Genomic DNA, 12,181 nt, shown 5'->3' on the forward strand with positions numbered 1-12,181 from the left:
ATATTTTGACCCACGGTCGTCGTTTTAAAGCTGCTGTAAAAGAGTTGTCTCTTGAAGACTTGAAAGACCTTTCAGTAAAGCTAGAAAAAATCATCGAAGAAAAAGCATCTCAAGCAGAAGCAGAAAGCGAAGCAATGGCTGAGCGTAATGCTAAAATTGAAGAAATTCGTAAACAAATGGAAGCCATTGGCTTATCAGTTGATGATATTGGTGGCGCTGGTGTTAAACCTGCTCCTAAGAAACGTGCTCCACGTCCTGCTAAATACCAAATCGAAGTTAATGGCGAAATGGTGCAATGGACAGGTCAAGGCCGCATGCCAACCGTATTTAAAAATGAATTAGAAAATGGCCGTACTATGGAAGACTTCCTTATCTAAGTTTTCTCTTTGGCCTTTAAGAACCCAGCATTTGCTGGGTTTTTTGTTAATTAACGCTATATTTACATTCAAGGTTACAATTACTACTTAGTATTTAGCATTAAGTTAAGATATCCTCACAGTTCCGCCATCCCCTATAACAAACATAAGTACGATAATGCATAAACATAAAATAAAAGCCCTTGTCGCCCTACTTAGTGTATTGAGCAGCCATAGCGTAATAGCCAATGAGCAGCTGACAGATAATACTCCAAAAATCACAGCCTTAAGTCATGCTACCCTGATGTTAGAGCCAGGAGAAATATTGACTGATGCGACTTTATTAATTGAAAACAATCGAATCAAGTCAATTATAAAAGACAATGATATTCCAGCAGGAGCCTTAGAAATAAACCTGTCAGGTCATATTATTTACCCTGGATTTATCGACCCATTCACTGAATATGCTATCGAGTATGAAGCACAGAGTGAAGATAGCGATGGTCCCGTTTATGAAATAAAGCGAATTGGCGGCAATGCCGATAATGGCGCGATCCATTCAGAAAAAGAGTGGTTTAATTATGTATATCCCGACAAAGAACAAGCTGAAAAATGGATTAATAATGGCTTTACCAGTGTGCAGTCTAGCTATTTAGATGGCATATTTAGAGGACGTGGAGTCAGTTTATCTCTGGCAGATAAAAAAGCGAACGATATAATATACAAAGCTAAAGCCAATCAATTTATAGCATTCGATAAAGGCTCATCAATTCAAGATTACCCGCAATCATTAATGGGTAGCATGGCGCTCATTCGACAAACATTCTCAGATGCACGTTGGTATAACAATAATATAGCCAAAAGTACTAGTTCAACTAACAATATTGAATTCAATATTGCATTAGAACGTCTTTCAAACTTGAAAGAGCAACGTTTCATCTTTCAAACAAAGAACTTAAATAATCAATTAAGAGCCGCTAGATTATTAAATAAGCAAAAGCTAAAAGGCAGCTTAGTTGGTAATGGACATGAATACGCTAGAATTGATGAACTAAAGTCTTACCCCTATAGTTTAGTGTTACCTTTAAACTATCCTGCTGCACCAACCATTATCGATAGCGATAGTGAACGAGATGTCAGTTTGGCATCTTTAAGACATTGGGAAACAGCCCCGAGTAATGCCGCCATGGTCGCCAAGGCTGATGTGCCTTTTGCGCTTACGCAATACGGTATTGATGAAGACAAATTTTGGCCTCGACTCAAGCAAGCCATTGAGCGTGGTTTAGATCAACAAACCGCACTTGCTGCATTAACGACTGAGGCGGCAGAGATTGCAGGGATCAGTAATATCGCTGGCCAATTAAAGCCTGGTTATATGGCAGATTTAGTCATTAGTCGTGGCAACGTATTTGAAGATGGAAAAATCACCAGCATCTGGTTACAAGGTGAAGAACGCCAGCTTATCAACCGTGATCTAACCCTACTCGCGCAGCCGTACCAACTCCAAATTAATGAACTTACTTTCGACCTTAACATTGAACAAGATCCGAGTTTATCAGGCACCTTGTCAAGCGGCGAACAAGAGATCAGCCTAGCCAACGTTAATTTCAGTCAAGGTCGAATGACCTTTAGTGCGGATTTAACCGACGCAGGCATTACTGGCATTAGCCGTTTCACATTGTGGTTTGATGACAATGGCATACGTGGTCGCCTGCTCGATAGCGATAATCAAACTGTTCCTTTTGGTGGCACCAAACTTGAACAAATAGCATTAGATGATAACGATTTACAGAATGAGAAGAGTACAGAGCTACCGATAATCGCTAAGCAAACTTCACCTAATGTTGCTTATGGTTTGTTAACTCAGCCCGCTCAAGACAAGCTGCATATCAAAAATGCCACTATTTGGACATCAGCTGAAAACGGTGTATTGCACAACACGGACTTGATTATCTCTCGCGGTAAAATTGAAGAGATAGGAAGCCAATTAAGCACACCTTCGGGATATAAAGTCATCGATGCCTCAGGCATGCACCTCACTGCAGGTATTATTGACGAGCATTCACATATCGCACTAAATGGTGGTACTAACGAAGCGACAGATGCTGTCACCTCAGAGGTAAGAATTGGTGATGTGATTAACCCTGATGATATTGCTATCTATCGCGGCCTTGCTGGCGGCGTCACTACGGCACAGATTTTACACGGCAGTGCAAACCCTATTGGCGGTCAGGCGCAAATCATTCAACTTAAATGGGGTGATAACGCCGAGCAGTTAAAATTTAAAGGTGCTCCTGCAAGTATTAAATTCGCACTGGGTGAAAATGTTAAGCAAAGTAACTGGGGAGACAACTTTGACAGTCGTTTCCCTCAGAGTCGTATCGGCGTTAAATCTCTATTCAGCGAGGCATTTAACGAAGCCTTAGCCTACAGAAAATCGCAGCGTGATTATAAAAAAATGCGTTCTAGCGAACGCAGACGCACTGTTGCCCCGCAATACAACTACCGCTTAGAAGCTGTTGCCGAGGTCTTAGAGCAAACACGTAGTGTGCATATTCACTCCTATGTGCAATCTGAGATCTTAATGTTCCTCAGATTAGCTGAAGCTTACAACTTTAAAGTAGGCACTTTCACCCATATTCTTGAAGGCTATAAAGTAGCTGATGAAATGGCTAAACATGGTGCCTATGCATCTACCTTCTCAGACTGGTGGGCATACAAATTTGAAGTTTATGATGCCATCCCACAAAACACCTGTTTAATGCAAAATAAAGGCGTACTCACTAGCATCAACTCTGATGATTACGAAATGCAGCGCAGGCTCAACCAGGAAGCAGCCAAATCGATGATGTACTGCGGCATGAACGCAGAAGATGCTTGGAAGATGATCACAATTAATCCAGCAATACAGTTAGGCATCGAGGAAAAAGTTGGCTCACTGGTTGAGGGAAAACAGGCTGATATCGTGCTTTGGAGTGACTCACCACTGTCTGTTTATGCCAAAGTTGATTCCACTTGGATTCAAGGACGTAGATACTTTAGCCGTGAGCAAGATAAGTTAGCTCAATTAGCGGTAGAAAAAGAGCGCGCAGCACTAATCCAAAAAGTGTTACTTAGTGATGACGCCCACAAGCAAGGTGAAACCAGTGTTGAGTTAGCGGAGCCCGAATGGCACTGCGATACCCACTTTAATGCTTGGCAACAAACAGCTCAAGGAGCACTGTAATGAAGCTTACTCAATCAATTAAAATAGCAGGCTCATTTGCTAGCGTTATTACCTCATGCTTGTTTAGCAGTGCTGTTTATGCCCACGACATGCTGCCGGCACCAACGCAAACTTCGGCAATACTATTTACCAATGCCACTGTGCACACAGTGACTCAAGGCCAACTGGACAATACCGACGTACTTATCGCAGATGGTAAGATTATCGCTGTTGGACAAAACCTAGCAACCGCAAAATCTGCTGCGAATTTTAGCGAGCAAACAGATAAGCCAGCAGCCCAATCAGAAACAGCGCTCATTGCCGCCAATGCAGTCGTGCTTGATGCAAGCAATAAACATATCTATCCCGGACTTATCGCATTGGATACCACAATGGGGCTTGTTGAAGTAGAGATGATGCGCCCAAGTAATGATGCCTACGAAGTGGGCTTTATTAATCCACAACTTGAGGCAATTTCCGCCTTTAATCCTGATTCCGAAATCATTCCCACCGTACGTGTTAATGGTATTACTCACGCTCAAGTCGTTCCTCAAGGTGATGGGCTAGCGGGTCAATCAGCACTCGTGTCGATGGACAGTTGGACCATTGAAGATGCATTAGTTGAGTCAAACAAACAGTTTCACCTCTATTGGCCTTATATCCGTTGGATCTCTTCTGATGCAGACAAACGCCAAGAACAACTTGATGATCTTGGCAAGCGCGTAAACAAGGTTCATGATGCGTTTACTGACGCTTATCGTTATCAATTGGCGCTAAAAGCCGGCAAAGTAGCTAAAATAGACCTTCGTTGGCAGGCTCTAACGCCACTATTTGATGGTAATGCACAGTTGTTCATTCATGCACAATCGCAGAAGCAGATAGAGGAAGCGATTGCACTGAGTAAAATCTATGGCTTTAAAATTGTTATCGTTGGTGGTTATGATGCATGGCGTTTAGCCGATGCATTGAGCGAGGTAAATGCAAAAGTTGTCTATACCCAAACATTGAGCTTACCAAAGCGTAAAGACGAACCGATTGATCTGGCCTTCAAAATTCCCGCACTGCTTAAACAAGCCAACATCCCTTTCGCGCTTGGTTTTTCGTCTGACTGGAATAGCCGTAACTTGCCTTTTGCCGCTGGGCAAACCGTGGCTTATGGATTGAGCAAGTCACAAGCACTACAAAGCATCACCCTTGATGCGGCGAAAATACTCGATATTGACGACATGGGCGCTATTGCCCCTGGTTTTAAAGCCAACATGATTATTGCAACGGGTGATATTTTAGACCCAATGCAAGCGGCCATTGAGGCGGTTTATATTGATGGTCGTAAAATTGATCTAAATAATCGTCATCAACAGCTTTATCAAAAGTACCTAAAGCGCTAGAATTTCAAACTTATAGCGCTAGCAAGACCGTTTAATGAAAAGTGCTCTTTATGAGCACTTTTTTGTACGCCTCTTTAGTGAAAGCTAACCCCTTTTACTAACCTAATAACTCATATAACAGGCATTCATTATGAAATACCTACTGCCAGCAACTCTCGTCATTTTACTCAGCGCATGTGCGGGTGAATATGCCTTTAACAGTAACCTCGATGGCGAAGCAATTAACGATTACTTTAAAGTTGGCGATGTCACTCTCTATGAAGGAAGTATTCAACCTAAAGGGCCTTATGAAATAAAAGGTTTAGTTGAAGGTGAAACTTGTCAAATAGGTGAAAGCGATGCACCAGCCTCTATTGTTGAAGCGCGCACATTAGCTCGCCACGCCGCAGCAGATAAACAAGCAAATGGTCTTGTGATTAAGAACTGCTTACTAATCGAAGAGTCTACCCCAAACTGCGTGACTCGCGCGCTGTGTGTTGGCCAAGCCATTGTGACTACTACAGCGCAGGAATAGCCTAACCGCTAAATAAGTGACTATGTCTTTTACCAATCAGATCCAAGCAGTAGCGTACTGCCGCACACCCTATAAACAAAAGTTCGGTATCCCACGCCAACCAGGCCTTGTGAGTGCCGCACGTGGTTTTGTTGAGCTGGCTCCGCCTTTTAATCAAATTGATGCAGTTAGAGGCCTAGAACAATACTCTCACTTATGGTTACTCTTTTGTTTCCATGAAAACCTAGCCCAAGGCTGGAAAACCACAGTACGCCCTCCTCGCTTAGGCGGTAATGAAAAGCTTGGAGTATTTGCTACACGCTCAACTTTTAGGCCAAATGGTATCGGTCAATCAGTGGTAAAACTCCATGGCGTGCACACCGATAATGGTAAAGTCCGCTTAGAGATCTCTGGCATGGACTTGCTTGATGGCACCCCAATCGTAGATATTAAGCCCTATATTCCCTTTTCTGACTCAATTGAGCAGGCTGTAGGTGGGATTGCCCAAGAAGCTCCAGTTCTGGCAACGGTTACGTTTTGCCAAGCAGCTCAACAGCAATTAGAGCAGTATCAAAGAGATGATAACTATCCACGGCTTGCTGAATTAATAGAAGGGGTATTGGCACAAGATCCTCGCCCAGCTTACAAAAAAGCAAAAGCCGACCCTAAGCTTTATCAAGTGGCACTCTATGACTTAGATATATTATGGAAGATGTCCGCCGGCGGTATCGAAGTGCTTGAGTTAAGGCCGTCACAAGTTGGCGCCTCTGCCAAATTGGAGAAAAGTGATGACTGAAGTAGGCAAGCCTGACTACCAAACTCAACATAAAAAGCGCCTGTCTTACATGCCATGGCTGTATTTCTCCCTCAAAGATAAACACCTATCTTGGGCTAAACCTTGGCAAGATGAAGTGCAGGCCCACTTTTGCAGTCTCGAAACCATCTCTATCGCCGAAAACAGCTTTGTTGCACCAGAGGTAAATCTGTTTGCAGAGCGCGGACGCGAGATTAAAATCGGTAGACAGTGCATGATTGCAGCCGACAGCTTTATACATGGACCGCTCACTTTAGGCGATGAGGTTGCGATAAACCATGGTTGCTCAATCGACGGTGGCCGTCATGGTATTACCATTGGCAATCAAACTCGTATTGCCAACAACGTTACCATCTACGCTTTTAATCACGGCATGGCACCTGAAACACCAATCTATCAACAAGCTTCCAACTCAAAAGGCGTTGTTATTGGCGAAGATGTTTGGATAGGCGCACAAGCAGGTATTGTTGATGGCGTCACAATCGGCTCCCATGCTGTCGTCGGAATGGGTGCCGTGGTCACTAAAGATGTCGCGGATTACGCGATTGTCGCAGGTAACCCTGCAAGGGTGATTGGTGATAGGCGAGATAAAACATAGGACTTTACAAGTAAAGTCAGCCAGTTTATCTGTGTTAAGACAGTTGCTTCGCCATTACTACAGATGTAATTTCAAAACCTAAAGGGTGCACCCATAAGGTTTCTTCTTTAGCCACAAAACCTAGGCCTTGATAAAATTTAACTGCATTTAAAGAGGAAGAGAGCGTTAACTGCTTAACGCCTGCGCGCTTGGCTATCAACAGCAGTTCGCCAGCAATGAGCTTTCCATAGCCTTTACCTGCGCAATCAGGAGTAACAAAAAGAGCCTCAAGACGACGTTGCTGAATATCGACAAAGCCAAAAGCCAATAGCTGATTTTGTACCTCAAAGACCAATGCACCATGGTGCACGAGTACATCAGCAAACCCATTAGGCATAGGCGCACTTGACCAGTTAGATACAGTTTCGTGACTATAATGGCTGCAGCAACTATGTAATATGGCCTGGGTTCTTATCTGCCACACGCGACTAACATCGGCCGTGGTCACTTTTCTTATCATCTATCCTCCACTCTACAGAGTTAAACCTTGATGGTAATAAGCAACATTTAAGCGGGCTGGCACCCGCTTTTATCGTTCTGTTATTGCGAATTCTATTAGCAATGTATCTCTCAACAATAAGGAAACTCTAAATGGAAACTTGAATGACCAATATATCAATCACGCTGTCCGAATTATTGACTAATCCGTGCTCACCAAATGGCTGATTTACAATCATATCACCTTTCTTTATTGAGACATCTTTGCCATTTAACTTCATCGTACCTTGCCCTTCAATAACGATATATATCTCTTCATTATTGGCATGCTTGTGGTAACCCACAGTTGAATTAGGTGGGATCACCACTCTATCGATAAAATCAACATTGCTGCTAAAGTCAGCGCGGCTCCAAATCTCATATAGGTCATATTGGCCACTACCATAATGGGACTTTGCAAGCGATTGCTTTTTTGCATCAAGAAAATTTTTGATCAACTGAATGACCTCTTTATCAATAAACGGTGCTGTATTTTCAGAATGAGCAGTATTCTCGATTACGATTAACTAGCTGCGACACAAAAAAGGCCGAGTCATCACTGAATTCGGCCTTAAAAATATCAATATACGCTTAACTTAACTTGCAGCAACCGCTTTTGGATTACTGCCGTAGCTATTTTCATCATGGCTGTCTTGTACAAAAAAGACGATAAGTACGATAAAGCCAATAATAGGGATGATAAACAGCAACTGCCACCAGCCACTGCGGCCAGTATCATGCAATCTTCTAGCACCAATACTTAATGATGGCACAAGCAATGCTAATGAAAAGAGAAGCGAAAACAATTCAGTGCCAAGCAATGAACCCACTAGCGCTATGACCAAATAGAATATGGTGTAAAACAATATGAACATCCAATACTCAGTTCGTCTTGCACGTCCTGAAAAATCAGCGTATTTCTTTAAAGCTCCGATAAAATAATCCATTACCTTGGACTCTCCTTGTTAAGATCAATTCCTATGCTCAATTTTTGAGCGAACTTTCCTATCAAAATATCTGAATATGGCTTAGCCAATACTCCTTTTCGATATTGCGTCAAAGTTAAATTAAATAGCGTTAATTAACAACCTTTTAAATTGACAAATTGTATTGATAAACACGTTAATCTACATCCTTGGTTTAAAACCCAGTCGCTAGAATCGACATGTTTGCAATGCTCGTATGGGCATTCTGGTTTCGAGATAATTGCTAAGGCATGTGCATTAGGCGATCTAGACAAATTCACCTGCTAATTTAAAGCAGATATTCATCGCGATTATCCCCAGTTCACCTGCAAGCAGGTCTATACCCGTGCTACCTGAAGTTGCAGGATTCAGTGGGAATTTAATGGGCTTTAATCAAGGTCAGTTATTGCTCCTGCTAAACAGACATTCGCACCATCCCTGGCGCTTGCATTGATTGCCATTAATGGTCGCTCCCTTAGTAAAATCAATAACACCGAGTAAAGCCCATGCTTTTTATATAAGAAACGCCCATCGCAGAAGGCATTGTGCCAGCCCACTTCGTTGTTGCACTAACTTAAAAGGGAATAACCATTTCTACATTAATGCGCCTAGAATTAAACAGGCACAATGCCTCTGAAACGAGCATTTTCAAGTAGAACGGGTATATATAATTCCAACTAAAAGCAACAATTTTGATTATTGTCGAAATCGTTAGGTGACATCACTTCTACAAGTGATAAAATGACGCCCATTCAACTCAAATTTGGACATTCGGTAATGCGCGTAAGCAAGTACCTGCTATCAACTCAAAAAGAAACACCGGCTAATGCAGAAGTCATTAGTCATCAGTTAATGTTACGTGCGGGCATGATCCGTCGTAATGCATCAGGCTTATACAGCTGGTTGCCGACAGGTTTACGTGTACTACGTAAAATTGAAGCGATTGTTCGTGAAGAGATGAACAAAGCGGGTTCTGTAGAGATCCTTATGCCAATGGTGCAGCCTGCTGATCTGTGGGTTGAGTCTGGTCGTCTAGAGAAGTTTGGTCCTGAACTGCTGCGTTTCCAAGATCGTCACAACCGAGACTTCGTGTTGGGGCCTACTCACGAAGAAGTGATCACTGACATCGTGCGTAAAGAGGTTAACTCTTACAAGCAGCTGCCACTGAATCTATTCCAAATTCAAACAAAATTCCGTGATGAAGTCCGTCCACGTTTCGGTGTGATGCGCTCACGTGAATTCTTGATGAAAGATGCATACTCTTTCCATTTAGATCAAGAAACAATGGACGAGACTTATGAGTCTATGTTCCAAGCTTATAGCAACATTCTTACTCGCTTGGGCCTATCTTTCCGCCCAGTAATGGCGGATACAGGTTCTATTGGTGGCAGCTTGTCACACGAGTTCCACGTATTGGCTAATAGCGGTGAAGACTTAATCGCTTACTCTACCGAAAGTGATTACGCTGCGAACATTGAAAAATGTGAAGCGCCAATGCCGACTGAAACACGTCAAGCAGCCACCGTAGAGATGACGCTAGTCGACACGCCTAAAGCGAAAACGATTGCAGAGCTTGTTGAACATCACGGCATTGCGATTGAAAAAACCGTTAAAACACTTATCGTTAAAGGCGCGACTGAAGAAGCTCCTTTGGTTGCTCTTGTTATTCGTGGTGATCATGATCTTAACGAAGTAAAAGCAGAGAAAATTGAAGCCGTTCTGGCTCCTTTTGAATTTGCAGATGAAGCTGACATTCGTAAAGCAATTGGTGCAGGTCCCGGTTCTATCGGCCCTGTTGGTCTTAACATTCCAGTCTTCGTTGATCACGGCGTAGCGGTTATGAGTGACTTTGGCGCAGGTGCAAACCAAGACGATAAGCACTACTTCGGCATTAACTGGGAGCGCGACCTACCGAGTGCACCAGCATTTGATTTACGTAATATCATCGAAGGCGAAGCCAGCCCTTGTGGTAAAGGCACTATCGCACTGCTTCGTGGTATTGAAGTGGGTCACATCTTCCAGCTGGGTAGCAACTACTCAGAAGCGATGCACGCTAACGTACTTGACCAAAATGGTAAGTCTAAGACACTCCTTATGGGTTGCTACGGCGTGGGTGTTAGCCGCATGGTTGCAGCTGCAATTGAGCAAAACCATGATGACCGCGGAATTATTTGGCCTGCAGCCATTGCTCCGTTCCAAGTCGGTATCTTACCAATGAACATGCATAAGTCTCACCGCGTTAAAGATATGGCTGAAAAGTTATATCAAGATTTGACTGATGCGGGTATGGAAGTCTTGTTTGATGACCGTAAAGAGCGTGCAGGTGTGATGTTTGCTGATATGGAGCTGGTAGGCTTACCAAATGTTGTGGTCATCGGTGACCGTAATATTGATAACGGCGTATTCGAGTATAAAAACCGTCGTACTGGTGAGAAGCAAGATGTACCATTCGATCAAATTGTTGAGTTCTTAAAAGCACAACAAGCTTAATCTAAAGATTAGTGAGTCTTGTCGTTCAAAGACAAGATTCAACAACTAATCAACGATAATAAAAACGCCGATGATTTATCATCGGCGTTTTTATTTAGCTCAACCTTTTAGCTTTCTATCGTCTATCGTCTATCGTCTATCGTCTATCACGATGCCATCATTAGGCAAACTACCTAAAGGCTCGATACTCACCTCACCAGATAACTGTGTCACGGCACGTATGGTTTGCTCAATAACACCCCTATCGACGTTACTTATCTCAGCCTCTGCCACCTCACAGCGTAACTGCATTTTGTCGTTATCATCTTCTCGACTAACAACCAGTCGCAAGCGCTGTATCATCTGATGCTGCAGTCTTATCCGTTCAACTTGTTCAGGATGCACAAACAAACCTTTTACTTTAGTGGTTTGATCTGCCCGTCCAAGCCAGCCTTTGATGCGTATATTACTGCGGCCACATGTGCTTGAGCCTTTAAGCTCAGCAGATAGATCGCCAGTCGCGAATCGGATCAACGGATAACTAGGGTTAAAACTAGTAATAACAATTTCACCCACTTCTCCTCGCTCTACAGGTGTTAATGTGCCAGGCCTAACTAACTCTAAAATAATATCTTCAGCGACGATAAGCCCATCATCAGTGACACTCTCAAAAGCAATCAGCCCGATATCGGCAGTTGCATAAGCCTGTTTGACCTCGATATCAGCGGCAATAAACGTGGCTTTTAATGCCGGAGTTAATGCTTCCCCGGTCACTAGCGCTTTTTTGAATGGTAAAGTCTGTTGTTGAAGATTGGCTTTATCCAGCAAAATTTTCAAAAAAGACGGCGTGCCACAATAACCATTTGGCTTAAGGTTCTGCGCAATCTCTAGCTGTAACTCGGTTTGACCAGGGCCTGCAGGAATAACGCTGCAGCCGCAAGCTTTAGCGCCAGAGTCCATAATGAAGCCACCCGGTGTAAGATGATAAGACAAGCAGTTTTGTACAATATCCCCCTCCCTAAAACCTGCTGCAAAAAATGCTTGCCCCATACGCCACCAGTCATCCCCATCAGCCTCAGGTTCATAGATAGGCCCTGGTGATTGAAATACTCTGCCAATGCTCGCCATATTAGGCACCATGTCAGCAAATGGCATCGCAGCTGCTTGTAGTTTGATTAAATCAGATTTACGGGTAATAGGCAGCGTGGCCAAACTTGCTCTGCTATCTATTTGGCTGATATCGATGTCAGCAAACAGCTGCTGATAGTAACCTGATGAATCCTTAACAAAGCTTAGAAAATCACTTAAGCCTGACAGCAATGTTGCTTCTCGCAGCGCCATCGACTGCTGCTCTTGAGCACTATAAAAAGACATAGA

Annotated in this window: 11 protein-coding genes; 7 read left to right on the forward strand and 4 right to left on the reverse strand. The window is 43.2% G+C overall.

Translation table 11 applies throughout. From position 1 onward, the window contains the following. Positions 1–2 precede the first annotated feature (2 nt). The 6 genes from K5R16_RS09650 to K5R16_RS09675 all read left to right on the forward strand — a co-directional run bounded on the left by K5R16_RS09650 (position 3) and on the right by K5R16_RS09675 (position 6,854). The gene (locus K5R16_RS09650; protein ID WP_259649820.1) at positions 3–377 is read left to right on the forward strand and encodes an H-NS family nucleoid-associated regulatory protein; all 375 of its coding nucleotides are present in this window, start codon (positions 3–5) and stop codon (positions 375–377) included. 157 nt (positions 378–534) lie between these two features. Beyond that, the gene (locus K5R16_RS09655) at positions 535–3,582 is read left to right on the forward strand and encodes an amidohydrolase family protein (protein ID WP_220737354.1); all 3,048 of its coding nucleotides are present in this window, start codon (positions 535–537) and stop codon (positions 3,580–3,582) included. Between the two features lie 89 nt (positions 3,583–3,671). Continuing rightward, positions 3,672–4,949, forward strand: a complete 1,278-nt coding sequence (locus K5R16_RS09660; protein WP_374758390.1) for an amidohydrolase family protein — start codon at positions 3,672–3,674, stop codon at positions 4,947–4,949. A gap of 130 nt (positions 4,950–5,079) precedes the next feature. Further along, positions 5,080–5,463, forward strand: coding sequence for an Rcs stress response system protein RcsF (gene rcsF / locus K5R16_RS09665; RefSeq protein ID WP_220737356.1), 384 nt, complete (start codon positions 5,080–5,082; stop codon positions 5,461–5,463). A gap of 22 nt (positions 5,464–5,485) precedes the next feature. Further along, entirely contained in the window at positions 5,486–6,238 is a 753-nt protein-coding gene (tsaA, locus tag K5R16_RS09670) for a tRNA (N6-threonylcarbamoyladenosine(37)-N6)-methyltransferase TrmO (protein ID WP_220737357.1), read from the forward strand. Continuing rightward, positions 6,231–6,854 carry a DapH/DapD/GlmU-related protein gene (locus K5R16_RS09675; RefSeq protein WP_220737358.1) on the forward strand — a complete coding sequence of 208 codons (624 nt, stop codon included), beginning with the start codon at positions 6,231–6,233 and terminating at the stop codon, positions 6,852–6,854. Before tsaA ends, K5R16_RS09675 begins: the two co-directional genes overlap by 8 nt. Positions 6,855–6,888: 34 nt before the next feature. Here K5R16_RS09675 and K5R16_RS09680 read toward each other — a convergent pair whose 3' ends face one another. The 3 genes from K5R16_RS09680 to K5R16_RS09690 form a co-directional block, all read right to left on the reverse strand. Continuing rightward, the gene (locus tag K5R16_RS09680) at positions 6,889–7,353 is read right to left on the reverse strand and encodes a GNAT family N-acetyltransferase (protein WP_220737359.1); all 465 of its coding nucleotides are present in this window, start codon (positions 7,351–7,353) and stop codon (positions 6,889–6,891) included. Between the two features lie 127 nt (positions 7,354–7,480). Next, positions 7,481–7,828, reverse strand: coding sequence for a cupin domain-containing protein (locus K5R16_RS09685; RefSeq protein WP_220737360.1), 348 nt, complete (start codon positions 7,826–7,828; stop codon positions 7,481–7,483). Positions 7,829–7,966: 138 nt separating this feature from the next. Then, a complete protein-coding gene (locus K5R16_RS09690; protein WP_220737361.1) occupies positions 7,967–8,317 on the reverse strand; it encodes a DUF805 domain-containing protein in 351 nt (116 codons plus the stop codon). A gap of 795 nt (positions 8,318–9,112) precedes the next feature. On the opposite strand from K5R16_RS09690, the gene K5R16_RS09695 reads away from it, so the two are divergent. Then, positions 9,113–10,825: a proline--tRNA ligase gene (locus K5R16_RS09695; protein ID WP_220737362.1), complete on the forward strand. Its 1,713-nt coding sequence runs from the start codon at positions 9,113–9,115 to the stop codon at positions 10,823–10,825. Between the two features lie 129 nt (positions 10,826–10,954). On the opposite strand, the gene K5R16_RS09700 is transcribed toward K5R16_RS09695, so the two are convergent. Further along, positions 10,955–12,178 carry a phenylacetate--CoA ligase family protein gene (locus K5R16_RS09700; protein WP_220737363.1) on the reverse strand — a complete coding sequence of 408 codons (1,224 nt, stop codon included), beginning with the start codon at positions 12,176–12,178 and terminating at the stop codon, positions 10,955–10,957. Between the last annotated feature and the right edge of the window lie 3 nt (positions 12,179–12,181).

Origin of the sequence: Shewanella sp. c952 (assembly GCF_019654975.1) — a bacterium.
Lineage (GTDB): Bacteria > Pseudomonadota > Gammaproteobacteria > Enterobacterales > Shewanellaceae > Shewanella.